Here is a 23358-nt window from a genome sequence, read left to right as displayed (position 1 = left end):
TTCTCCGTAAGGTTTCATGTATTCCTTCGCAGGTTCACTGTAGATGACGATCCCACGAAGGCATTGGTTCAGTTGCAAGGGCGATGGTTAAAACGACGACTGGATCTTGATCCCGCCAATCAGCGCGTCGTCGACCTTGTCCACGCCACCGGGGTGGCGGATGTATTGCAGATTTGGACGCACGGTCAGCCAATTCGTGACGTGCACGCCGTAATAGAGCTCGGCGCTGTACTCGGTGTCTTGCGGGGGCAGGAAGGACGGGTCGTCGTAGTCGTACACCGCCCGTGCCTCGTTGTGAGCTTCGGCATTCTTGCGATAGGCCGGGTTGACGTGAACCCGTGCCAGGGCAAACCCGATGTCGTCTTTGGCGCGAGCATCAAACAGGCCCTTGTAGACGACACCCGCCTGGACATAGTTGTCGATGGCGTTGGTCTTCTTGTCATGCATCGTGCCGTTGGCGAAGACGCTCAGGCCGCGAGAATTATCGCTGGCGCGGCGTGTGATCTGCTGCTGCACGCCCAGCCACACGCCATGCTTGCTCGAAGCGCTTCGGTAGGCCTCGCCGCTCAGTGCCGCTGGCTGACCGTTGCGGTCCTTGTAGGCGTCCGTGGCATTGGCATTGCTGTAGTAGTAACCGGCGCGGTATTCGCCCGGCAGGCCATTGAGTTTCGGCGTCCACACCAGCTCCACCGGCAGGATCGCGCCCTGAGTGCCGCTGCCGCTGAGTTTGAAACCGTTGCCGCGATCGAGGTTCGACGGGTTTTGCTCATAGGCGCCGACTTGCGCATACAGCTCGGGCGTCAGGTGATACTTGACCCGCATCGCCCACTGGCTGACGGGCCAGTTGTACCAGATGCCGCCTACCCAGTTGCCGACCTGCGAGCCGCAGAACGCCAGGTTCTGGAAATCGCAGGGAAAGCTGTTGAAGTCCTCGCCTTCACCAAACCGGCCAACCTTGATGTCGAGCTGCTGGTCGAAGAATTTCTGCTGGTACCACATCTGCGTCAGGCGCCAGGTTTGTCCGCGGCCCCAGACTTCCTGGGCCGACGTGAAACCGCCGACCCGTGGATCGTTGATCCTGTCATTGCTGATGTTGTTACCGCCGCGTTCGGTGATGGTCAGCTGAAATTCTGCGTCGCGCCAACCCAGGATTTTCTGCAGGTCCAGATGTGCGCCCAGACCGAACTGATCGCTATAGCGGGCAGTGCGATCGTGATCGTAGCCACCGTGCAGATTGCTGCCCATTTCGCCGGTGTAATCGAGTTTGAAGTCGTAGCCTTTTTCCGAAAGCTCGCTGCGCGTGCCGTTCCAGTCGCCGAGCATCCAGGGGGAATCGTTATCGAAGGCGGGTGCGGCCTGAACACACGTGGCAAGGCTTAGGGCGCCAAGGCCTGTTATCAGGCTCAAGGTGTTTTGATGGCTGACGGGCGCGAAGACAGCGCTGTCTCGCAAAAATCGCAAATAAGGCATGGGAAGTTTCTAGATCTTTTTCTGGGGATGAACTGCGAACCGCAAGGATGCAACGCGAATGGATGAAGCGTTTCAGCTTTTCGGGCGCAAGGATAATGTTCTGTTACAAATAGAGAAAGGCCTTTTCCCGACATGAATTCTTTCGAAATCGGTAACAGTGTCGCGCGGCGATATGTCGCGCTTCACCTACATTTAATCCATGGCGCCACACAAGTCTTCCACCCGGACAGGCCCTCGGCTAAGGTGCGCGACTTTCCACTCATTCATTGCTCGAAGGCCCGGCATGACCGAACAGAACAACAACCCGCTGCACGGCGTGACCCTGGAGCAAATCCTCAACGTGCTGGTTGAACACTACGAATGGTCGGGCTTGGCCGAGCGCATCGACATTCGCTGTTTCAAGAGTGATCCAAGTATCAAGTCCAGCTTGACGTTCCTGCGCAAAACGCCGTGGGCGCGGGAGAAGGTCGAACGCCTGTACGTGAAGTTGATGCGTACCAAGCGACCGATCTGAACATGCTTAAATCACCGGCTTTTGTGGCGGTAGCCGCTTGCCTGGGCTGGGCCGGGCTGAGCATCCAGATGTACCTGATCTTCCACTCGCGCTGGACACTGGGCGCCAGTCTGCTCGGTGGGTTGGTCAGCTTTTTCAGCTACTTCACCGTCATTACCAATACGCTGGTGGCAACTGTCCTGACCTGTCATCTGAGCGCTCGCGAATCAGCGGCCAGACGCTGGTTTCTGCAACCGGGGGTCTGCAGCGCGATCGCCGTGAGCATCGTCATCGTGGGCGCTGCCTACAACGTTTTGTTGCGCCATCTGTGGCATCCCGAAGGCTGGCAGTGGGTGGCCGATGAGCTGATGCATGACGTAATGCCGTTGCTTTACCTGGCCTGGTGGTGGATCTGCGTGCCCAAAGGCACCTTGCGATTGCGGCATATTGGGCTGTGGGTGATCTACCCGGTGGTGTATTTCGCGTATGTGCTGCTGCGTGGGCATTTGCTGGCTGTTTATCCGTATCCCTTCATCGATGTCGACAGCCTGGGTTATCCACAGGTGTTTCTGAATGCGGGGGGATTGCTGGTGGGGTTTTTGGTGATATCGCTGGTGTTGATCGGGGTGGATCGATGGCGGGGGCGGGTTTTGTAGTTTCTGGGCAATAGCCATCGCGAGCAGGCTCGCGATGGGTTCCAGCCCAGCCCTATAACCGGTCACTCTTCTTCAGAGTCATCCAACCGCCAATACCCCACGGCCTTCAAGAACTGCTCATCCACCCCATGCTCATCCAGCAGCACTCGGCGAATCTGTCGTGACGCCTTGCTCTCGGTGGCGACCCACGTGTACAGGCTGCCGCTGGGGATTTGCAACTGCTTCACGGTGGCCAGCAGATTATCCTTGCCACCTTCGCGCAACACCCAGATCACGTTGACCTGCGCCGCGCTTTCCAGCTTCTGCTGTTCGGCGCCGTTCTCCACTTCGACCACCACCAGCGCCCGGCGATTGGCCGCCAGGCCTTCCAGGCGACGGGCAATGGCGGGCAGGGCGGTTTCGTCGCCGATCAGCAAATAGCTGTCGAACATGTCCGGCACAATCATCGAACCCCTGGGCCCGCCGATGTGCAGGAACTGGCCGGGCCGGGCCTGTTCCGCCCAGGTCGAGGCAGGGCCATCGCCGTGCAGCACAAAGTCGATGTCCAGTTCCAGGGCGTCGAGGTCGTAGCGGCGTGGCGTGTAATCACGCATCGCGGGCATCGGCCCGTTGCCCTTGCCGGCGCCCAACACCAGGGTTTCCAGGGCGGCTTGCTCGGCTGCGTTCTGCGGGAACAGCAGTTTGACGTGATCATCAGCGCCCAGGCTGATGAACCCGGCGAGTTCCGGCCCGCCCAGGGTAATGCGACGCATGCGTGGTGTCAGGTCAACCACGCGCAGCACTTGCAGGCGACGGCGTTTGATGTCGTGCATGACGCGGTGAATGGATTGTTCGATCACTTGGGTCATTCGGTGTTCTCCCGTATGGACGCCACGGCAGGGCCGTCGACAATGGCTTTGGCGGTGTCATTGAGCAAGGCGGCAACCCGCAGGATTTCTTCCGGGCTCCAGCGCCCGTGATGCAGTTGCAAGGCATGACGCAGGTTATGCACAGCCTCGTGGATCTCGGCCGGCCGATCATGGCCGCGCAATGATCGCTTGCTCACATCGATGCGCATGCGCACGCCTTCCAGGGCAATCGCCTGCTCGCTTAAAGACAAACGTCCGGCGTCGGTCACGCTGTAACGTTTTTTTCCGCCTTCGGCATCGCCCTGGATCATTTCGCTTTCTTCCAAAAACGTCAGGGTCGGGTAAATCACGCCGGGGCTGGGGCTGTAGGCGCCATCGAACATGCCTTCGATCTGGCGGATCAGGTCATAGCCGTGGCAGGGCTGTTCGGCGATCAAGGCCAGCAGCAACAGCTTGAGATCTCCCGGGGCGAACACTCGTGGGCCGCGACCGCCGCGTTCGCGGCCGGGGCGTTTTTCAAAACCGTCGCCAGGATGTTCGCGATGGGGGGAATGATGGTCTCTCATGGTGTTTTCTCTCTTCATTTCTAGATACAACGTAAGATATATCTTAATGATGGGCAATCAGTTTTTTTCCTAGCCGATGGACCTCACGACGAGCGGCACGGCGCAGACAACCCTGCGACTTGACCCCGTGCCTGAGGAAAAAACTGTGGACGAAACCTGTTTAAAGTGGGCGATAAGCAAACTTTAGTTAAACAAGTTGTTAGTTAAAGTTTCAAGAGGGGGCGCGGTTAATGTTGTGTGTAGGAAGACGGCTTTATAAATAGTGGGTTTATATCGTATTTCATGTTTTCAACAAGTGAATTGGTGCAGCTAACTACACGCTTGGATGAAATTTCCTACTTACTTGTGATCTGGGATGGATGATCATGCGCACCGTTGAAAGTTGGGCTATGGCGCGCTGCAGTGAGCCGTTAACTGGTCTGACTTTTAATCAGAAACTTATCCTTCCCAAACAGGTGTTGAGTAATGTTCAGAAAAATTCTAGTCGGTACTCCATTGGTTGTCCTGGCACTGACTTCCTCCATGGCTTTTGCTATCGGAGAAGCGCGCCACTCCGTGAATATTGTCGCGGCAGTTCCATCCAGCGTTTTTTATGTGGTGCCTGTGGACCCCAGTTTGATCGACAAGGATCAGCGTCTGCATTTCGATCCGATCAGTGAGCAATTGAGCACGCTGCGTGCGCAGTTCGATACCAAGAACACCAACGGTTCGATCGAGGCGATGCTTGAGAGCGAGGCCTTTCTGTCAAACGGGGTTGTCGCAGAGAAGATCCCACTGGTCGTCACGTTTAACAACGTTGCTTTGAATCATACCGCGGCAGTGGAAGTTCTTAGTGACGCCGAGTCGACGCCAGGCAAGCGTGTGGATTTTGTTGTTACACCGACCAAACCAACAGGTGGCTATAAACCTGGCGATTACACGGGCGTAGTTGCCATGCGTTTTGACGCAGTACTTCCCACTCCATGATGTGAATCAAGCCTGATTGGACTGGGTTCCATTTGGCACACTTGACCGGTCGACGGGTTATCGCACCTGTCGACTCGGATGTTTACCGTCTCAATATCCAAAATACCGAGTATTCGTTCATGTTCCCGATGACTCCCATCGCGACTGCGCTCGCCTTTATGTTTTGCGCAGGTGCATTGGCTGCGCCCAACAATGGCACGACGCCCCGCAGTCTACTGGCTCAGGCCGAAGGTTTACCGGCGGACTTCGAAGAACACTTTTTTGATGTGCCCCTGGCCGTTCGCGTGGAACTTGATCAGCAATTGATGGGCGAGGCGATGATTGTGTTGTCTCGAGATGATCGCGTCACCCTGCTTGATTTTGCCGATGTCGCTGACAGTCAGGTGTCGGCTGGCCAGCGGGAAATCTGGGCCACTTACCTTAAACAAGGTATCGCGCTGGGTGCCTGTGAAGGTAATTGCCCGGAGCAGATGGTGGCTGCGCATTACAACCTGAACAATTCCCTGCTCTCGATTGCAACGGCAAACGCCGAGCGCAATACGCAAGACAAGCGTTACTACGAGCTGCCCGAGGGCGGCAGCAGTGGGCTGATCGTGCGCAATCAGTTGAATATCAACGGCGGTCAGGAGCAAGACACGGGCGGACGGTTGGGTCTGGAGGCAAGTGGCAGCCTGGGTAACTGGACCCAGAGCGTGAATGTCCAGTTGGCACGGCAAGGGGGCTCGGACGACAAGCTCCATCATGCAGTACACGAGCTATACAGCCAGCGTGAACTGCAAGGCAGCTTTTTGCGCCTGGGCTATTTCACGCCCAACTCCGAAGGCCTGACCCGCCAGATCCGTACGTTCGGGGCCAGCCCGGACACTGCTGCCGGCCTGATGGTTGGAAGCTCCGACAGTCTGGCGATCAACAGTCCGAAACCAAGCATCTATCCCCTGTACGTCACGGCCAACCGTCAAGCCTCGGTGGAAATCCTGCGCAACGGTACGTTGATCAATAGCCAGGCGGTAGAGGCAGGCTTGCAACCCCTGGATACACGTTCTTTACCGGGAGGAATCTATGAAGTGGAAGTGCGCCTGATCGAAGATGGGCAGATCACCTCCACAACCCGGGAATTGGTGTACAAGCCCACCAACTGGCACAACCAGGACAGCCGCTGGCGCTACAACCTGTTCGCCGGCCGGGAAAGCAAATTGCTCAGCAACTGGGAGGAGCAGGATTCCGGCGACATGACCGCAGGTGCCGCGTTCAATTACCTTCTGCATCCACGGGTCATTCTGGGTGTATCGGGGCGCCAGGTGCGCGAAAGGATGCAATACGGCACGTCGGTCGACTGGACCCTGGCCAGCCACACGAGCCTGTTCGCCAACGTCTACCAAACCGAGGACCACGGAACCGGGCTCGATGTGCAGGCGATTTACAGTTATGGAATCGGCAGTATTTTCCTGACCCACACCCGTAGCTGGCTCGACACCACCCGAACTTACGAAAGCCTTTCGGACGGTACCCGAGTGCGTCAGCGAAACGTTTTTGTCGGTCGCACGAGCAGTTCGTCGGTGTCGCTCAATCACCGGGTCAGCAGCAAAAGTTCGGTCAACGCACGGGTGTCGCACAGCGCCGGAAATGTCGACGGCACGGGGGTGGACCTGGGGTGGACCCAGCGAGGCTCATTGTTTGGCAGCGATGCCAACTGGCGCTTTTCGGTGTTTGATCGGCCGGGCAGTTTCAGCAGCGGCGACAAGCGCAACCGCGGTGTCGATCTAAGCGTCAGTGTGGCGCTGGGAGGGCCGGGTGAGCAGTGGTCCGGCAGCATCGGTACACGCACGTCCCGCGACGGTGGTCGTGACCACAACGCCACTGTCAGTTACCGCAAGGACTTGCAGGGGCATGTGCTGCAAAGCGTGTCAGCCACGGCACTCGCCGATACCTATGGAGCCGGCCTTTCCGGCACCGCGAATTTCGCCAACGACGCACTCAATGGTGATGTATTCCTCCAGCGTTCTTCCTTCAACGACAAGTTCGCCGGCGGTTTGAATCTGGACAGCACCGTAGCGGTCGGTGGCGAAAAAATCGTCATGACCAGCCAGAGCCATGGCGCAGGGGCGGGGATGATCGTCGACGTTGAGTCGGATGTCGATGGCATCGCCCTACGGGCCGACGATTCGAGCGGTGGCAGTACGAGCCTGCGACCGGGGCGCAATTTCATCCCGATGACCGCTTACAAGAGCAGCGTGGTGAGCTTCGACTTCGAGGGTAACCACCCACCGGCAGCGAGCATCCAGCCGCCGCGCAGCCTTTATCACTTGAACAAGGGCGGCGTCGGTTACCGCAGGATCACCGTCAACAAAACCCTCACCGTTCTGGGACGCCTGATCGATCCCCAGGGCAGGCCGCTCAAGGGCCATCACGTGATCAATCACGCCAGCCGCGGAGTGAGCGAGGTTGATGGCTTCTTCTCAATGGAAATGCAGGCCGGTTCGCCGACGCTGGAAGTTCGTCATGGCGATCAGTTGTTGTGTCGATTTCGCCTCGACACCGCCAATGCGCGCAAGGAAGACAACGTGTTGATGATCGGGGATCAGCGCTGCTCTGCGGATACGTTGGCGGACGCAACCTACAGCGACGCAAGCGCCGGTTGATCCGTGCGCAAAACACTCTTCGATAAAACTCTTTATCAGGTTGAACATGATGAAACGCTGGTTGGCAGTCCTTGGCTTTACCCTTTTACCGCACGTCGTCCTGGCAGGGCCTCAGATAAATGTCGGCGTGGTGTTCGACTATCTGGATGGCGATAAAAGTACCTATCTGAAACGGGTATTCAACAGCGGGGACAGCACGGCATTCGTGCGCGTCAACATTCTCGAAATTCTCTACAACGAGGATGGCACCTCTCGGGAAGTTCCATTGACCAACCAGGCGGGTGCCGTCGCTCGCGACGGTCTGATGGCCAGCCCCGCAAGGCTGATCGTGCCAGCCAACGGCATGCAGGGCACGCGTTTGCTGTACGTCGGCGAGCGGGATAAAGAACGTTATTTTCGCGTGCGCTTCGTACCGGTCGTTCCCGAAAAGGAAGATGAGTTCGCGGTGTCTGCCGAAGAGCGCGAGCAATACAGGAAAGGGTTGTCGGCAGGGATCAACGTGTTGGCGGGATACGGGACGATATTTTTCGTTCGACCTTCCAATACACGATTTGACAGTGTGATCACGGATGCGCCTGGCAACTACGCGATTCGCAATGATGGCAACTCGGTCGTGATCATCGACGAATTCAAGGATTGCGCTTCGAAAAGCGAAAGCGACTGCCAACCCACTACCAAACATCACATTCTGGCGGGTCGAACGTTCCAGTTCGACAAGCAGGCCGGCCGGGAGTATCGGTTCACTCTCATTGAAGGGGCCGTGTCAAAAAAGCTTGAAGTCAAGGGCCAGGTCAACCGCGAGTGAACAACATGATCAAAGCGATTAAAGCGGTGACGGCATTGATGGTGCTGACGCTGGTCAGTACCAGTGCGTTTGCCATCAGATTCAGCGAGAGCTTCTACGTCTCGGTCACCTTGCCGACGTCCGCGTTTCACGTGATACCCGCCGACCCTGACTGGATTCACCTGGAGCAACGGCTGCACTGGAACCCGATGACTTCCAGCTTCAGCGTCCTGCGCAAACAGTTTGATGTGAAGAACGAAAACGGTGCGATTTCCGCGCGGCTGTCTTTTGAGCCGTATTTGAGTAACGGCCGGGACCGTGACGACATCGCGCTGAATGTCACCTTCAACGACAAGCGACTCACCCTGGATGCGCAGGAGGTCATTACCGAGGCCGATGGTCGTGCCGGCAAACGGGCAGCCCTGGAAATCGCGGCTGCAAAACCCCCGGCGGGTTATCAGCCCGGCAATTACTACGGCAGCGTTCACCTGCTGTTTGAAGCCATCGTCCCTTGATCATTGGGAAAATCGGGTCGCATTGGCGGCTGAATGGAACCTGCATGAACCAGTTCAATAGATGTAAACCACGGATCCACCCCTTCATCAGCGCTTGGCTGCTGGTGTTTTCCGCCAGTGTCAGTGCAATGTCACAGGACATAACCGCCAGGTTCATCCCGGATCCGGCCAACCCCATGAGGAATGAATTTGTTAATACCACGCCCCAGAGTGGTGTATGTGAGTGGCATGGTCCTGCGATCCCTCGGTGCAAGGCCGAAGGTATTTTCTCTATTCGGGTCAATGATTTTTTCGCCGAGAGCAATGGAACGATTCGCGCAAATCATGCAAACCCTCGGGAAGGGGCGATGTGGAAAGTGCCCTCGGAGTGGCGCGACCTGCAGGTTACCCATCGCGAGACCGGCGAAGTCGAGACGGTTCAAGTCCGCATTGCCGGCATCGGCCATCGCTGGAACCTCAATCGCCCCCCTGGGGTAGGCGCCTGGCAGTTGCCAGATGTTCCCTGGTCTCATCAGTGGCAAGCTGCGCCGAGTCCTTGCAAGGGCATCAACTATCTGGCGGCGGCGACAAGCTTCGCCTTGTTCTTCTGGATCGTTCCCGAAAACGCGGGGGTCTGCCATCGGACACCCGGCCTGGACATTCCCAAGCTCTGGTACAGCTCCCTGGAATACGCCTACGCGATCAAGACGCCCAAACCGCTGACCATGTCTACGGGACAGTACACGGGGAGCATCACCTACAGCATGGGACCGATGGGGGACTTTGATTTTGGTGATGTGATGATTCCCAGGGACAAAGAGTTCATCTTCAACTTCATCCTCGATGTGCAGCACTCGCTCGACATCAAGATTCCACCTGGCGGTCATCGGGTGGAACTGGTCCCTCAAGGTGGCTGGCAAGGGTGGTTGAACCAGGGGCGCAAGCCGGTGCGACTGTTTCGTGACCAGACGTTCAATATTTCGTCTTCCAGCCGATTCAAGATGCACCTGGAATGTGGATACTCCACGGGCGGCAAAACCTGTGCCTTGTTGGAGCCCAACTCCGGCCACGCCGTGCCGCTGAATGTCAGTGTCTCCTTGCCTAACGGGCTGGTGGATGCCACGCAGCAGCCGGTCAATCGCCGGCCTCTATTGGTCGATGGCAGTGGCACGCCGCTCATCCAACCGACTTTTTACGTTGATCGAAAGCCGGGCACCTTGCACTTCGAAATCGTCAGGGAGCAAGTCGAGCAAATGCTCACCGGCGAAGAAAAAACCTACTCCGGCAACGTCACCGTCGTCTGGGATTCTGAAGTGTAAGGTTCATCGTTGTGAGACCTGCAACGGGAGGCATTGCGTATGGGCACCCGGCTGCAGGTAAGCGTTAAGGATCGGCGCCATGCCCTTGAGTACCTGGACCGGCAGCGCAGAAGTGAATTTGTAGGTTTCGGCGCTGCGCCCGGGTACGAAAGCCGTCAATGTGCCGAAATGGCTATCTCCAATGTAGAACACGAACGTTGCGGTGCGGTTGACCGACTTCGAACTGATGATCCGCCCCCCTGAACCAAATGATTCGATGCGGTTATCCCCGGTCCCGGTTTTTCCACCCATGGCCAGGGATTTGCCGTCTGGCGTCATGAAGGTGCCAGCCACCCTTTTCGCCGTGCCCGCATCCACCACCTGGGACAACGCCTCGCGCATCGCGGTGGCGACCTCCGATGGCATCACCCGCTTGCCGACGTCCGGGTCATTGATCAGTTTGGTTTCATAAGGGGTGTTCGCTGCAAAGTGCAGGCTATCGATGCGTAGCGTCGGCATGCGTACGCCGTCGTTGAGGATCGTACCGATCAGCTCGGCCAGCGCCGCCGGACGGTCGCCGGAACTGCCGATGGCGGTCGCCAGTGACGGCACCAGGTGATCGAACGGATAGCCGACTTTCTGCCAGCGCTGGTGAATGTCCAGGAACGCTTCGATTTCCAGCATGGTACGGATTCGATTGTCCCGGGCGCCCTTGTGCCGGCTCTTGAACAGCCAACTGTAGACTTCCTGACGTTCGAACTGGCTCGCCTTGACGATCTCGCTCCATTTCGCGTCCGGGTGGTTGAGCAGGTAACCCATCAGCCACAGGTCCAGCGGGTGCACCTTGGCGATGAAACCCTGGTCCGGCAGGTCGTAAATGCCGGGGCTGTAGTTTTCGTACAGACGTTGCAGACGATCGTCGGTGAGTTTTTCGGTGAGCTTGGTGCCGCTGAGGTGCGAGCGTACGAAGCTGTTGAAGCTTTCCTGGCTGGCTTGCGGCAACAGATAGCGATGCACCGCCGCCATGCGGATAGGGGTCGGGCGCATGCCATCAAGGAAGGTTTCCAGGCGTTCCTGGGTGTCCTTGTTCTTGTACTTTTTCCAGAACCGCAGCAGGAACGAGGTGCCTTCGCGGTCGGCGAAGGAGGCCAGGTATTCCTGGCGTCTTGGGTCGCGGTCATCCTTTAACAGCTCTGCGCTGCTGCTGGGTCCAGAGTAAGTGGTGTAACGCACCAGGTCGCGCATCAGGCGAATGAACGGCAGGTTGATCGATTCACGCAGGGCATCGCGCAGGGTCGGGTTGCGTCCGTTGTCCTCCTTGCGAAAGTTGTTGAACACGTGAAGCCCGCCACCGGTGAAAAAGGCTTCGCCGGGGCTGGCGGAGTATTTACGATCCAGTGCGGCACCGAGCATCGCCGGCAGGTTGCGGTCCTTGTTCTGGATCAGGTAGTCGACGGCCCAGCGGCTCAGGCGATCCTGTTCCGGAACTTCGAGTTTCTTCAGGTCCGCAACGCTCATCTGGGCGTATTTGTCATGCAGCTCGGCGATGATTTGCAGGTAGGTGGTGAGCACGCGCATTTTGGCGGTGGAGCCCAGCTCCAGCTTGCTGCCTTCGTTGATGTCGAAGGGCTGGTCTGTACTGTCGGTCTGGATCCGCACTCGCGAGCCATCCGGGGTCAGCTCGAACAGGGTAAAGCTGTAGCGCACTTGCGTGGTGCTGGTGGGGGTGAGGAGGCGTTCGCCCATCAGGCCGATCTGCGTCGCGAATTCAGGGTCCGACAGGTGCTTGAGGTACTCGGTGGTCTGCGCCTGCAAGTCGCCCTGCAAGGTACTGGTGGCCGAGAGGTCGAGACGATCGAGGTCGTACAGCGGGCGATTGAGCAGCCCGCCCAGGCGGCTGCGCGCGACGCTGATGCCTTTGTTGGTTTCGATGGGTTGAATGGTCGGCTGGGTCTGCCAATCGCGGTAAGTCACCTTGCTGGCCAATGCGGCCGCTGCGAACTGCGCATCGATCACGTTGTTCTGCGCCAGCAGGCGAATATGGCTGTCGGTCAGGCTGGCCAGTTCATCCCGGCCTTTGGTCAGGTAATGGGAAGGGCGACGCTGGGCGATCATCAAGGACAGCATTTCGCGCAGGGCCAGGCCTTTCTCCGCCATGGTCTTCGGATCCGTGTCAGCGCTGGCCAGCCGTGCGTTGGCCTCATTGAAGTCAGCGCCATACCAGACGCGCAACCCTTCGGCCATGCCGTGTACCTCGCCGTGGCCTGGTACGGCGGACAGCGGCACGCTATTGAGGTAATCGCGGACCACGTTTTTGCGCGCCTCAAGCGTGTTGGGCCCAGCCTGGTAAGCGCGAACACTGGCGGAAATCATCTGTCGGATTTTTTCCCCGCCCGACACCGTCAGCCCGTCGGGCGAATGACGGTATTTTTCCAGTTGAGTGGCCAGCGTGCTACCGCCGGCGGACTGCCCGGGCATATGCAGCATTTTCGCCACCTGCGACCAAGCGGCCATGCCGAATCGCGGCCAGTCGACGGCGGGGTTGGCCCTGGGCAGATCAGGGTCGAGCAGGAAGCGGTTTTCGATGAACAACAGGCTGTTAACCACCACGGGGGGAATGGCGTCGAAGCTTGCATAGAGTTGTTGTGGGTACTTGTACTGGAACAGGGGGGTTGCCCGGCAATCGGTGATCAACAACCCAGCCTGGATTTTCTCGGGGTAAGGCACGAAAAAGCCTTTGTCGCTGTAATCCATCAAGGCCTGGGAAAACCGGGTCTGGGCAGAAATGACGTAATCGCGCTTGATCAGTCGTGGCAGGAATTCACCCAGCGAGCTGTAGCCCAGGCGCAGGTCGAAAGGCCCGGCGCCTGGGTAGCGGATGGCGTCGGTGGGGCCCGGTTGCAGTTCATAAGTCAGGGTTGCGGCGAGTTTGCTGGCTTCACGGGATTGAAACTTCGACGTGCGCATTTCCCTGATGGCCGCCAGCCCTAGCGCAATCAGGATAATCAGCAGCAGTAAGAAAAACGCCTTCCATCCATGTCGGGTACGACTGCGACGGGGTTTTTCAGGCAAAGGCGCTTCATCCACACGTTCGGTCGGAACCACATTTTTACTCGAATCGGTTTGCCACAACGCGCCCATAGTCGATTGATCCATTCACGCAGATTGATCGGACTTGTCTGAAGCTTAGTCGGTGGTTGGCGATGGTGAAAAAATTGTGGGGACGGGAGATGTTGCTGAAGCTTGTGGGAGCGAAGGTTCTACGCCTCGCTCCCACAGGCTATTGCGGTAATTGTCAGGTGTACTTGCGCTTGTCCGGTGCCGGTGGGAAGTACTGATACAACCAGGTCTCGCTCAGCGTCCGCTCGTTGGTGCGGATGAACAGGCGCAGCTCAACCGGGTCGACGCTGTCGGTGGTCGGGTACCAGTCGAACAGAATCCGGTAACCCTTGATGTCGTCGAGCACCAGCACGCTGAAATCCTTGACCTCGCCGTTGGAGCAGGTGACGACCGGCTCGATCCCGGTGCCGTCCGGCAATCGTTCCAGCCCGCCACCGGTGAAGTCCACGGCAAACCGGCGTGCCCAGACCGGCGGGTAATGCTCGCCCGGTGCCCAGCCCTCGGTGAAACCGCCCATGCCTGAACGGGTCGCGTGCACCCGCGCCAACGGTGTGCCGACAGGCGGCAGCGCGCTCCAGTACAGTTTGTAGCCGTAATTGAGCGAATCACCGGCCGCCACCGGTTTTTTCGGGGTCCAGAAGGCGACGATGTTGTCCATGGTCTCGCCAGTGGTAGGGATCTCCAACAAGTCGATCGAGCCTTCGCCCCAGGCGGTTGTGGGTTCTACCCACAGGCTCGGGCGCCGGCTGTACCAGTCCACCGTGTCCTGATAGCTGGCGAACTCGTGATCGGTTTGTACCAGGCCGAAACCTTTCGGGTCTGTGTCGGAGAAGGCGTTGAACTGCAGGGTCGCCGGGTTGTTGAGCGGGCGGCAGATCCATTCGCCGTTGCCGCGCCACATCGCCAAGCGATCGGAGTCATGGATCTGCGGGTGAATGGTGTCGCACATGCGCCGCTCATGGGTTCCGCAGCTGAACATGCTGGTCATCGGCGCGATACCCAGTTGATCGATGGCGGTACGGGCGTTGATGTGGGCGTCAATTTCCATCACCACGCGCTCGGCCTGGCAGTCGATATCAAAACGATAGGCACCTGTCGCGCTGGGCGAGTCAAGCAGGGCATAGACCACGAACCGCGTGCTATTGGCGTCGGGGGTCTCGAACCAGAACTTGGTGAAGTCGGGAAACTCTTCGCGCTTTTTGGCGTAGGTATCGACCGCCAGCCCGCGCGCCGACAAGCCGTATTGGCCAGTGGCGTCTACCGCGCGGAAATAACTGGCGCCGAGGAACGACACGACATCATGCCGGTCCAGCTCCGGCGCCTTGAACAGCTTGAAGCCGGAAAACCCCAGGTCACCCTTGAGCTGCTGGGTGTCAACCGAAGTGTTTTCATAGTTGAACAGCGAAGGGCGGAAATGCACCTCTCGCGCCTGTCGCGACTTGGGGTCGACGCTGTACATGCGCACCGGCTGCTTGAACCCCATGCCCACGTGGAAAAACTGCACATCCAGCTGACCTTTGAGGTCTTTCCACAGGGAATGATTGGCGTCGTAGCGAATGGCGTTGAAGTTTTGCGGCGTCATGGTTGCCAGGGTCGGTGGCAGCACCTGCTTGGTGTCCTGATACCCCTTGCCAGCCAATTGCTTGGCCTGGGCTTTGAGCCAGTCGAAATCAAAGGTTTGAGCCTCGCCATCTGCCGTGGCATTACTCGCCCAGGCCCGGGCGGCGATTAGGCCAGAGGCAGACAGACCGGTGTAGGCAGCGATGGCCATGGACGCTTTGAGCAAATTCCTGCGGTGCATAAATACAACCTGTCGTGAGCAATCCCGTGCCGTTCCTGGCGCGTATTGGATCAAAAATGGGGTTCGGACATGCCTTCGGCCAAACGCAGCGGACTTAGAACAGATGCCAAATAGCTTAAACGGTTCGCTGGAAGAGCAAAATTGCTTGATGTCAGAGCGATGGCCCTGCAATGAAACAAGACATTTCCGGGTAACGTTTCCCACAGAGACTTCTGAATTACAGGGCATTTCTGCTTTTTTCGACTAATTACTCTAAAAACCACTTTTCAGCGCCCGGATAGTTTCTATTCTATGGACATGACCGGTTTCTGCCCTCAGGCCGGTGGGATTCAGTTGGCACAAGGAGGCGGCTGAAAAAGGGAAGGGCGATGCGGTAAGTGCAGTTTTCTTTGACGTTAAGAGAAGGACATCGTCCATGTCGAAAGTACAAGGCATCACCGAAATCTTGGGAATCTTCCCTTGCCTGGGTATCGGGCGGCGAAGGCGGCGTCTCAATTCCGAGGAATTGAAACTGGTGGAGCGCTATCGCGAGCTGTCGGAGACCGACCGGATTGCCATGCGGTATCTAGTGGACGCGATGAGGAGTATTTCGCGGTTTTGAGCAGGTGAAGCGACAACGGGGCTGACCGTGAGGTCGGCCCCTTTTTGTTTTGGGAATTTATCGATGCTTAGCGACCCACCTTCCACGCATCCCCCGCTGGCGCGGTCCCGTGGTCATATGGCTTGCCAATCCACATGTACAGCAAGCCCAGGCCGATCACGATGGCGGTACTCAGTACCATGGCGTAGTTGATGTACCACTCGGCGTCCGGGGTTCGCGGCCAGGCCATATTGACGATAGCGCCGATGCCATAGACCAGGGCGCCGATGTTGACGAGCCAGCCCCAGGCGCCGAGGGTGAATTTTCCGCTGGGTTTCCAGCCCTTCGCCCGTGCATAAAGGGCCGCAAGGACGATCATCTGGAACGCCAGGTAGATCCCGATGGCGGCGAAGCTGACGATGGTGGCGACAGCGTCCTGCAGGAAGAAACCGAGAATGATGATCAGTGCCGGCAGTACGCCGGAGACGAACAGCGCGGCCACGGGGACCTGGGTGTTGGGCGAGATTTTTTTCAGCACCCCGCTGCCGATGACCATTTCATCGCGGGCGTAGGAGTACAGCAGACGACTCGCCGCCGCTTGCAGGCTGATGACACAGGAGATGAAGGAAATCATCACCACGCCCATGACCATTTTCGAGCCGACCGGGCCGAAAGCGTTGCCAAGGATGGTGCCGACCGGGTCCTTGTCGGTGCCGTCGATCACCGCCCGCATGTCCGGCACGGCGAGGATCAGCGCCAGGCAGGCGAACATCGCGGCGATGCCGCCGATGTAGATGGTCATGCGCATGGCCACTGGGATCTTCTTGCTCGGGTTCGGGGTTTCCTCGGCGACATCACCGCAGGCCTCAAAGCCGTAGTACAGGAACATCCCCGCCAGGGACGCGGTGAGGAATGCTGGCAGGTACGAGCCGTTGATGCTGATGTCGAAGGTGTTGAAGAGCACGCTGATCGGCTGATGGCGCTCGAAGATCAGCAGGTACACACCCACGATCACCGCGCCGATCAGTTCGCAGAGAAAACCGAACATGGCGATGCGCGCCAGTGTCTTGGTGCCGCTGAGATTGACCAGGGTGGCAAACAGCGTCAGCACCAAGGCGATGACGATGTTGGTGTTGTTGCTCGGCTCGAAGCCCATCATCGCAGCGAGGTAAGGGCCGGCGCCGACCGCTACGGCAGCGATGGTCACACACAGAGCGATGGAGTAGATCCAGCCGACCATCCACGCCCAGCGTTTGCCCACCAGACGCCGGGCCCACGGATATACGCCGCCGGAAATCGGAAACTGCGAAACCACCTCACCAAAGATCAGGCACACCAGCAACTGGCCGCAACCGACCAGCAGGTAGGCCCAGAACATCGGTGGCCCGCCGGCCGCCAGGCACAGGCCGAACAGGGTATAAACCCCAACGACCGGAGAGAGGTAGGTAAAGCCCAGGGCGAAGTTTTCCCATAGGCTCATGCTTCGGTTGAAGTTGGAGGTGTAACCCAGTTGGCGAAGTTGCTCGGCATCGCTGTCAGCAGCGCTCGAGAATTCAGGTTGTGCACTCATGGTGTGTTAGCTCCGCAAAATCGGCAGATTTCGGATGGCCGAACCCATGGTGGGGCCCAGAGGGCGCCGCCAGGGTCAGTGGTTATTGTTTTTGTGGCTTTGGAGCCTGGTGGAGCCTAATGCCGGTTTCTGCCCTGAAACCGAGGTGAATTCATCGCTGTAGGAGCGAGCTTGCTCGCGATGAGCCGGAGGACACTGCAGGGTGTCAGGAGCCCCGCGTCATCGTTGACCGTTCATCGTCGGAACGCCGCCCGGAGCAAGCTCGCTCCTACAGGTTTAATGCTTGAACATCACATGCCGAACCACGGTGTAGTCCTCCAGCCCATACATTGACATGTCCTTCCCGTACCCGGACAGTTTCTGACCGCCATGGGGCATTTCGCTGACCAGCATGAAGTGGGTGTTCACCCAGGTGCAGCCGTATTGCAAGCGCGAGGACAGGCGATGGGCGCGGCCGACGTCGGCGGTCCACACCGAGGAAGCGAGGCCGTAATCGGAGTCGTTGGCCCAGGCCAGCACCTGCGCTTCATCGGTGAACTTGGTCACCGACACCACCGGCCCGAACACCTCGCGACGGACGATCTCGTCGTCCTGCTGCGCATCAGCCAATACCGTTGGCTCGAAAAAGAAACCATTGCCTTCCACCGCTTTACCACCAGTGATCAGGCGAATGTGCGACTGTGCTACGGCGCGCTCGACAAACCCGGTCACCCGGTCGCGATGTTGCGCGGTGATCAGCGGCCCGAGTTCGGTCGCGGGATCATCCTGCAAACCGTATTTGATGCTGCTGACCGCCGCCCCGAGCTTCTCGACGAATTTCTCGTAGATGCCAGCCTGCGCGTAGATACGGCACGCGGCAGTGCAGTCCTGGCCGGCGTTGTAGAAACCGAAGGTGCGGATGCCTTCCACGGCGGCGTCGATGTCGGCGTCATCGAAGATGATCACCGGCGCCTTGCCGCCCAATTCCATGTGCATGCGTTTGACACTGTCAGCGGTGCTGGAAATGATGTTCGAACCCGTGGCAATCGAGCCGGTCAGCGACACCATGCGCACTTTGGGGTGAGTGACCAATGGGCTGCCGACCGTTGGCCCACGACCAAACACCAGGTTAAGTACGCCAGCCGGGAAGATATCCGACGCCAGTTGCGCCAGGCGCAGGGCGGTCAGCGGGGTTTGTTCCGACGGCTTGAGCACCACCGTATTACCGGCGGCGAGGGCCGGGGCGATCTTCCACGCGACCATCATCAGTGGGTAGTTCCACGGTGCGATGGAGGCGATCACGCCCACCGGATCACGGCGGATCATTGAGGTGTGTCCAGGCAGGTATTCACCGCCAGCCGAACCGCTCATGCAGCGGCTGGCGCCAGCGAAAAAGCGGAACACATCGGCAATCGCCGGGATCTCATCGTTCAACGCGGCGCTGTAGGGCTTGCCGCAGTTGTCCGATTCCAGCTTGGCCAGCTCTTCGCCGTGAGCTTCGATCGCATCGGCGAGCTTGAGCAACAGCAGCGAACGGTCCTTCGGCGGCGTTTGCGACCAGCTGTCGAACGCCGCATCGGCGGCCCGCACGGCGGCATCGACCTGGGCTTCGCTGGCTTCATTGATCTCCACCAGCACGCGGCCCAGCGCCGGGTTGAACACCGGTTGAGCGGGGCCTTCGCCGTCGAGCAGTTGGCCGTTGATCAGGAGTTGGGTTTGCATGGCATTGTCCTCTTCACAATTTTTGTTTTTCCTGAAGAAACATGGCTCCCACAGTAGATCCAGTTCCTCCAGTTGGAATCGAGTTACTTCCCACCACTCCCCGCCACGCTCTCACCCCCACGAGTCAGGTAGTAGGCGCCGAGAATCGGCAGCATGGTCGCGATCATGACCAGCATCGCCACGACGTTGGTCACCGGCACATCCCGAGGGCGGCTGAGCTGGTTGAGCAGCCACAGCGGCAGGGTGCGTTCATGACCGGCGGTGAAGGTAGTGACGATGATTTCGTCGAAGGACAGTGCGAACGCCAACATGCCGCCCGCCAACAATGCCGAACCGAGATTGGGCAGGATGATGTAGCGGAAGGTCTGCCAGCCATCGGCACCGAGGTCCATCGACGCCTCGATCAGGCTGTGTGAAGTACGACGCAGCCGGGCGATGACGTTGTTGTAGACGATCACCACGCAGAAGGTCGCGTGGCCGACGATGATGGTGAACATGCCGGGCTCGATTCCCAGCGACTTGAAGGTCGCCAGCAACGCGATCCCGGTGATGATCCCTGGTAAGGCGATGGGCAGGATCAGCATCAGGGAGATGCCCTGTTTACCGAAGAAGTCCCGACGGTATAGCGCCGCCGATGCGAGTGTGCCGAGCACCATGGCAATCAAGGTAGCGATGGCGGCGATCTGCAGCGACAGCTTGATCGCTTCCAATACATCAGGACGCGAAAACGCGATGCTGAACCACTTCAGGGTGAAGCCCTTGGGCGGAAAGCTGAACGCGGCGTCCTCGGTGTTGAAGGCGTAGAGGAAGATGATCAGGATCGGGAAATGCAGGAACACCAGCCCTCCCCAGGCAGCTATTTTCAGGCCGATAGACGCTTTTTCAGAGTGCATCGAAGGCCCCCAGTCGTTTGACGATGGTCAGGTAGATGGCGATCAGCACAATCGGCACCAGGGTAAAGGCGGCGGCCATCGGCATGTTGCCGATCGCACCTTGCTGGGCGTACACCATGCTGCCGACGAAGTAGCCGGGCGGGCCCACCAGTTGCGGCACGATGAAATCGCCCAGGGTCAGGGAAAAGGTGAAGATCGAACCGGCTGCGATGCCCGGCACCGACAGCGGCAGGATCACCTGCATGAAGGTCTGGCGCGGCTTGGCGCCGAGGTCGGCGGAGGCTTGCAGCAGCGACGGCGGCAGGCGTTCCAGCGATGCCTGGATCGGCAGAATCATGAACGGCAGCCAGATGTAGACGAACACCATGAAGCGCCCCAGGTGCGAGGTGGACAAGGTGCTGCCGCCCACGCCGGGAATGCCCAGCACGAACTGCAACAGCGGCTCCAGGCCCAGGTGTTGCACGAACCATTGCGCCACGCCGCCCTTGGCCAGCAGCAAGGTCCAGGCATAAGCCTTGACGATGTAGCTGGCCCACATCGGCAACATCACTGCGATGTAGAAAAACGCCTTGGTCTTGCCAGTGGTGTAGCGCGCCATGTAATAGGCGATGGGGAACGCGACGATGGCGCTGGCGATCGACACGACGATGGCCATGCTCAGGGTGCGCAGGATGATGTCGAAATTCGACGGCTGGAACAGTGCTGCCAGATTCGCCAGGGTCAGGTCCGGGGTGACCGCCATGGTGAAGTCATCGAAGGTGTAGAAACCTTGCCACAACAACACCAGCAGCGAGCCCAGGTAGATCGCGCCGAACCACAACAGCGGCGGCACCAGCAGCAGCGACAGGTAGAAATTCGGCCGCCGATACAGCAGGTTGGAGAACCTGCGCAGCGGCGAGCCACTGCCCGGGGTTTGAGTGATTGCCACGCTGTTCATCTCACACCCCGCCCGCGGTGTCGTGCAACGGGATCATCGCTTCACGGGCCCAGCGTGCGCTGATGCGTTGCCCGGTCTGGTGCTGGGCGCTGACGTCCAGCCACTGATTGTTCGCTTGGCTGATGTTGAGGGTCTGGCCGTTTTCCAGCTTCAATTCGTAGCGGGTGGCGCTGCCCTGGTACTGGATGTCGTGGAGCAAACCGCTGACTTCGATTTCATGGCTGGCCAGTGGGCCTTCGGCAAACCGCACGTGCTCGGGACGGATCGAAAACGGCTGTGGATTGCCGCTGAGTTGTGTGGCCAGGTCACCGCGAATCACGTTTGAGGTGCCGACGAATTCTGCGACGAAGGTGGTCGCCGGTTTCATGTAGAGGTTGCGCGGCGTGTCGACCTGCTCGATGCGACCCTTGTTGAACACAGCCACGCGGTCGGACATCGACAGCGCCTCTGTTTGATCGTGGGTAACGAAAATGAAGGTGATACCGAGCTGGCGTTGCAGCTTTTTGAGCTCACTCTGCATTTGCTCGCGCAGCTTCAGGTCGAGGGCACCCAGGGGTTCGTCGAGCAGCAGTACCCGAGGGCGATTGACCAACGCGCGCGCCAGGGCGACACGCTGGCGTTGACCGCCAGAAAGCTGCACAGGTTTGCGCTGACCATAGCCACCCAAGGCAACCATCGCCAGGGCTTCTTCGGCGCGGCTGTTGCGTTCACTTTTGCCAACGCCTTTGACTTTCAAACCGTATGCCACGTTGTCCAGCACATTCATGTGCGGGAACAGTGCGTAGTCCTGAAAGACGGTATTGACGTCGCGTTCATAGGGGGGCAGTCCGGCGGCTTCCTCGCCGTGGATGCGGATGGAGCCGGCGCTGGGTTGTTCGAAACCGGCGATCAGGCGCAAACAGGTGGTTTTGCCCGAGCCGGAGGGGCCCAGCATGGAAAAGAACTCGCCGTCCTGGATGTCGATGGAAACCCGGTCTACGGCTTTCACTTCGCCGAACAGACGGGAAACGTTGGTGAATTGGACTGCAAGCGTCATGGTGCGGTGCTCCAAAAAAGCGGAGGCCGTTGCAACGGCCCTGCCTGGACTTCTGAAAAAACGGTCGTTCGACAATCAGCTTTTGCTTTTTGATAAGCGTCAATCACAGAAAGTCGTTTCGGGAGCGTAGCGAGCGGCGATCAGCCGTGTCCGGCCAGCGCGCAGCCCCCGGAGCGTACTTCAGTACGTGAGGAGGCGAGCACTGCCCGGGCGCGGCTGGTCGTCGCGCAGTAGCTACCGGAATGACTTTTAGCGGCCGCCCATGATTGCGATGTAGTCCTGGGTCCAGCGGCTGTACGGCACGAACTTGCCGCCTTCAGCCTGTGGGGTTTTCCAGAAGGCGATCTTGTCGAACTGGTCGAAGCCGTTGGTCTTGCAGCCCTCGGCGCCAAGCAGTTCGCTCTCCTTGCACGCCGCGGGCACCGCTGGCAGCGAGCCGAACCAGGCGGCTACGTCACCCTGCACTTTGGGTTGCAGCGACCAGTCCATCCACTTGTAGGCGCAGTTTGGATGCTTGGCATCGGTGTGCAGCATGGTGGTGTCGGCCCAACCGGTGGCGCCTTCTTTCGGGATGGTCGAGGCAATCGGCTGCTTCTCGTTGACCAGGCCATTGACCTGATACGGCCAGGCGCCGGAGGCGACCACGCCTTCGTTCTTGAAGTCGCTCATTTGCACGGTGGTGTCGTGCCAGTAGCGGTGGACCAGCGGCTGCTGGGCACGCAACAGGTCGAGCACGGCCTTGTACTGCGCTTCGGTCAGTTCGTAGGGGTTCTGGATGCCCAGTTCCGGCTTGGCTGTCTTGAGGTAGAGCGCCGCGTCGGCGATGTAGATCGGACCGTCGTAGGCCTGCACACGGCCCTTGTTCGGTTTGCCGTCCGGCAGGTTCTCGGCGTTGAACAACACACCCCAGGTGTCAGGCGGGGACTTGAACACATTGGTGTTGTACATCAGCACATTCGGGCCCCACTGGTAAGGGGTGCCGTAGGTCTGTTTGTTGACCACGTACCACGGTGCATCCTTGAGGCGTGGGTCGAGGTTCTTCCAGTTCGGGATCAGCGACGTGTTGATCGGCTGCACACGCTTGCCGACGATCAGGCGCAGCGAGGCATCGCCGGAGGCGGTCACCAGGTCGTAACCGCCCTTGGCCATCAGGCTGACCATTTCATCGGAGGTGGCGGCGGTTTTCACATTGACCTTGCAGCCGGTTTCCTTCTCGAAACCGGTTACCCAGTCGTAGGCCTTGTCGCTTTCGCCACGCTCGATGTAGCCCGGCCACGCCACGATGTCCAACTGGCCCTCGCCAGCACCAACGGCCTTCAATGGTTCGGCCGCCTGGACGCCGACACTGGCCAGCAACGCGGTAGTGATTGCACTCAGCAGTGCGGTCTTGTGCATGAACATGGAATACCCCTGGTTTTTTTAGATTGTTGTTAAGAGTAGCTGTCAGCTTCGAGCCGCAAGCTGCAAGACACAGCGGTCCGCTTTTCAACTTGACGCTTATAGCTT

At 59.0% G+C, this 23358-nt stretch carries 19 protein-coding genes; 8 read left to right on the top strand and 11 right to left on the bottom strand.

Going from position 1 to position 23358, the window contains the following annotated elements; all coding sequences use genetic code 11:
* Positions 1-87 precede the first annotated feature (87 nt).
* Entirely contained in the window at positions 88-1470 is a 1383-nt protein-coding gene (locus tag AB4O36_RS21015; RefSeq protein ID WP_460140169.1) for a carbohydrate porin, read from the bottom strand.
* 283 nt (positions 1471-1753) lie between these two features.
* On the opposite strand from AB4O36_RS21015, the gene AB4O36_RS21010 reads away from it, so the two are divergent.
* Together AB4O36_RS21010 and AB4O36_RS21005 are read left to right on the top strand one after the other, a co-directional pair.
* On the top strand, positions 1754-1984 hold the full coding sequence (locus tag AB4O36_RS21010) for a VF530 family protein (protein ID WP_460117687.1): 231 nt from the start codon (positions 1754-1756) through the stop codon (positions 1982-1984).
* 2 nt (positions 1985-1986) lie between these two features.
* Entirely contained in the window at positions 1987-2619 is a 633-nt protein-coding gene (locus AB4O36_RS21005; protein WP_460140168.1) for a Pr6Pr family membrane protein, read from the top strand.
* A 62-nt stretch (positions 2620-2681) separates the two neighbouring features.
* Here AB4O36_RS21005 and AB4O36_RS21000 read toward each other — a convergent pair whose 3' ends face one another.
* On the bottom strand, positions 2682-3467 hold the full coding sequence (locus AB4O36_RS21000) for a siderophore-interacting protein (protein WP_460140167.1): 786 nt from the start codon (positions 3465-3467) through the stop codon (positions 2682-2684).
* Positions 3464-4033: a PadR family transcriptional regulator gene (locus AB4O36_RS20995; RefSeq protein WP_460140166.1), complete on the bottom strand. Its 570-nt coding sequence runs from the start codon at positions 4031-4033 to the stop codon at positions 3464-3466. Before AB4O36_RS20995 ends, AB4O36_RS21000 begins: the two co-directional genes overlap by 4 nt.
* 465 nt (positions 4034-4498) lie before the next feature.
* Here AB4O36_RS20995 and AB4O36_RS20990 point away from each other — a divergent pair, with 465 nt between their 5' ends.
* From AB4O36_RS20990 to AB4O36_RS20970, 5 genes are all read left to right on the top strand, one after another.
* Positions 4499-4999: a CS1 type fimbrial major subunit gene (locus tag AB4O36_RS20990; RefSeq protein WP_460117679.1), complete on the top strand. Its 501-nt coding sequence runs from the start codon at positions 4499-4501 to the stop codon at positions 4997-4999.
* A 119-nt stretch (positions 5000-5118) separates the two neighbouring features.
* Positions 5119-7638 (top strand): TcfC E-set like domain-containing protein, encoded by a 2520-nt coding sequence (locus AB4O36_RS20985; RefSeq protein ID WP_460140165.1) that lies wholly within the window; start codon positions 5119-5121, stop codon positions 7636-7638.
* Between the two features lie 49 nt (positions 7639-7687).
* On the top strand, positions 7688-8443 hold the full coding sequence (locus AB4O36_RS20980) for a molecular chaperone (RefSeq protein WP_460140164.1): 756 nt from the start codon (positions 7688-7690) through the stop codon (positions 8441-8443).
* A 5-nt stretch (positions 8444-8448) separates the two neighbouring features.
* Entirely contained in the window at positions 8449-8937 is a 489-nt protein-coding gene (locus AB4O36_RS20975) for a CS1 type fimbrial major subunit (protein WP_460140163.1), read from the top strand.
* A gap of 347 nt (positions 8938-9284) precedes the next feature.
* A complete protein-coding gene (locus tag AB4O36_RS20970; RefSeq protein ID WP_460140162.1) occupies positions 9285-10235 on the top strand; it encodes a hypothetical protein in 951 nt (316 codons plus the stop codon).
* A 3-nt stretch (positions 10236-10238) separates the two neighbouring features.
* Here AB4O36_RS20970 and AB4O36_RS20965 read toward each other — a convergent pair whose 3' ends face one another.
* Both AB4O36_RS20965 and AB4O36_RS20960 read right to left on the bottom strand, forming a co-directional pair.
* Positions 10239-13355 (bottom strand): transglycosylase domain-containing protein, encoded by a 3117-nt coding sequence (locus AB4O36_RS20965; protein ID WP_460126811.1) that lies wholly within the window; start codon positions 13353-13355, stop codon positions 10239-10241.
* A 154-nt stretch (positions 13356-13509) separates the two neighbouring features.
* On the bottom strand, positions 13510-15135 hold the full coding sequence (locus AB4O36_RS20960) for a glucan biosynthesis protein D (protein WP_460117672.1): 1626 nt from the start codon (positions 15133-15135) through the stop codon (positions 13510-13512).
* A 415-nt stretch (positions 15136-15550) separates the two neighbouring features.
* On the opposite strand from AB4O36_RS20960, the gene AB4O36_RS20955 reads away from it, so the two are divergent.
* The gene (locus tag AB4O36_RS20955; RefSeq protein ID WP_460140161.1) at positions 15551-15736 is read left to right on the top strand and encodes a hypothetical protein; all 186 of its coding nucleotides are present in this window, start codon (positions 15551-15553) and stop codon (positions 15734-15736) included.
* A gap of 67 nt (positions 15737-15803) precedes the next feature.
* On the opposite strand, the gene AB4O36_RS20950 is transcribed toward AB4O36_RS20955, so the two are convergent.
* From AB4O36_RS20950 to ydcS, 6 genes are all read right to left on the bottom strand, one after another.
* Positions 15804-17285: an APC family permease gene (locus AB4O36_RS20950; protein WP_460117668.1), complete on the bottom strand. Its 1482-nt coding sequence runs from the start codon at positions 17283-17285 to the stop codon at positions 15804-15806.
* 276 nt (positions 17286-17561) lie between these two features.
* Positions 17562-18986 carry a gamma-aminobutyraldehyde dehydrogenase gene (locus tag AB4O36_RS20945; RefSeq protein ID WP_460140160.1) on the bottom strand — a complete coding sequence of 475 codons (1425 nt, stop codon included), beginning with the start codon at positions 18984-18986 and terminating at the stop codon, positions 17562-17564.
* 83 nt (positions 18987-19069) lie between these two features.
* Positions 19070-19879 carry an ABC transporter permease gene (locus AB4O36_RS20940; protein WP_460140159.1) on the bottom strand — a complete coding sequence of 270 codons (810 nt, stop codon included), beginning with the start codon at positions 19877-19879 and terminating at the stop codon, positions 19070-19072.
* Complete coding sequence (locus AB4O36_RS20935; RefSeq protein WP_460117663.1) at positions 19869-20816, bottom strand: ABC transporter permease; 948 nt, start codon at positions 20814-20816, stop codon at positions 19869-19871. Before AB4O36_RS20935 ends, AB4O36_RS20940 begins: the two co-directional genes overlap by 11 nt.
* A gap of 1 nt (position 20817) precedes the next feature.
* Entirely contained in the window at positions 20818-21852 is a 1035-nt protein-coding gene (locus tag AB4O36_RS20930) for an ABC transporter ATP-binding protein (protein ID WP_460117661.1), read from the bottom strand.
* A 249-nt stretch (positions 21853-22101) separates the two neighbouring features.
* Positions 22102-23253, bottom strand: coding sequence for a putative ABC transporter substrate-binding protein YdcS (gene ydcS / locus AB4O36_RS20925; protein WP_460140158.1), 1152 nt, complete (start codon positions 23251-23253; stop codon positions 22102-22104).
* Between the last annotated feature and the right edge of the window lie 105 nt (positions 23254-23358).

This window comes from Pseudomonas sp. S2_E01 (genome assembly GCF_054668365.1).
This window is presented reverse-complemented; position numbering and strand designations above follow the sequence as displayed.

Bases quoted from the DNA above. Each gene is read 5' to 3' on its own strand.
- AB4O36_RS21015 (WP_460140169.1), bottom strand. From the start codon at position 1,470: ATGCCTTATTTGCGATTTTTGCGAGACAGCGCTGTCTTCGCGCCCGTC.
- AB4O36_RS21010 (WP_460117687.1), top strand. From the start codon at position 1,754: ATGACCGAACAGAACAACAACCCGCTGCACGGCGTGACCCTGGAGCAA.
- AB4O36_RS21005 (WP_460140168.1), top strand. From the start codon at position 1,987: ATGCTTAAATCACCGGCTTTTGTGGCGGTAGCCGCTTGCCTGGGCTGG.
- AB4O36_RS21000 (WP_460140167.1), bottom strand. From the start codon at position 3,467: ATGACCCAAGTGATCGAACAATCCATTCACCGCGTCATGCACGACATC.
- AB4O36_RS20995 (WP_460140166.1), bottom strand. From the start codon at position 4,033: ATGAGAGACCATCATTCCCCCCATCGCGAACATCCTGGCGACGGTTTT.
- AB4O36_RS20990 (WP_460117679.1), top strand. From the start codon at position 4,499: ATGTTCAGAAAAATTCTAGTCGGTACTCCATTGGTTGTCCTGGCACTG.
- AB4O36_RS20985 (WP_460140165.1), top strand. From the start codon at position 5,119: ATGTTCCCGATGACTCCCATCGCGACTGCGCTCGCCTTTATGTTTTGC.
- AB4O36_RS20980 (WP_460140164.1), top strand. From the start codon at position 7,688: ATGAAACGCTGGTTGGCAGTCCTTGGCTTTACCCTTTTACCGCACGTC.
- AB4O36_RS20975 (WP_460140163.1), top strand. From the start codon at position 8,449: ATGATCAAAGCGATTAAAGCGGTGACGGCATTGATGGTGCTGACGCTG.
- AB4O36_RS20970 (WP_460140162.1), top strand. From the start codon at position 9,285: ATGTGGAAAGTGCCCTCGGAGTGGCGCGACCTGCAGGTTACCCATCGC.
- AB4O36_RS20965 (WP_460126811.1), bottom strand. From the start codon at position 13,355: ATGGGCGCGTTGTGGCAAACCGATTCGAGTAAAAATGTGGTTCCGACC.
- AB4O36_RS20960 (WP_460117672.1), bottom strand. From the start codon at position 15,135: ATGCACCGCAGGAATTTGCTCAAAGCGTCCATGGCCATCGCTGCCTAC.
- AB4O36_RS20955 (WP_460140161.1), top strand. From the start codon at position 15,551: ATGTCGAAAGTACAAGGCATCACCGAAATCTTGGGAATCTTCCCTTGC.
- AB4O36_RS20950 (WP_460117668.1), bottom strand. From the start codon at position 17,285: ATGAGTGCACAACCTGAATTCTCGAGCGCTGCTGACAGCGATGCCGAG.
- AB4O36_RS20945 (WP_460140160.1), bottom strand. From the start codon at position 18,986: ATGCAAACCCAACTCCTGATCAACGGCCAACTGCTCGACGGCGAAGGC.
- AB4O36_RS20940 (WP_460140159.1), bottom strand. From the start codon at position 19,879: ATGCACTCTGAAAAAGCGTCTATCGGCCTGAAAATAGCTGCCTGGGGA.
- AB4O36_RS20935 (WP_460117663.1), bottom strand. From the start codon at position 20,816: ATGAACAGCGTGGCAATCACTCAAACCCCGGGCAGTGGCTCGCCGCTG.
- AB4O36_RS20930 (WP_460117661.1), bottom strand. From the start codon at position 21,852: ATGACGCTTGCAGTCCAATTCACCAACGTTTCCCGTCTGTTCGGCGAA.
- ydcS (WP_460140158.1), bottom strand. From the start codon at position 23,253: ATGTTCATGCACAAGACCGCACTGCTGAGTGCAATCACTACCGCGTTG.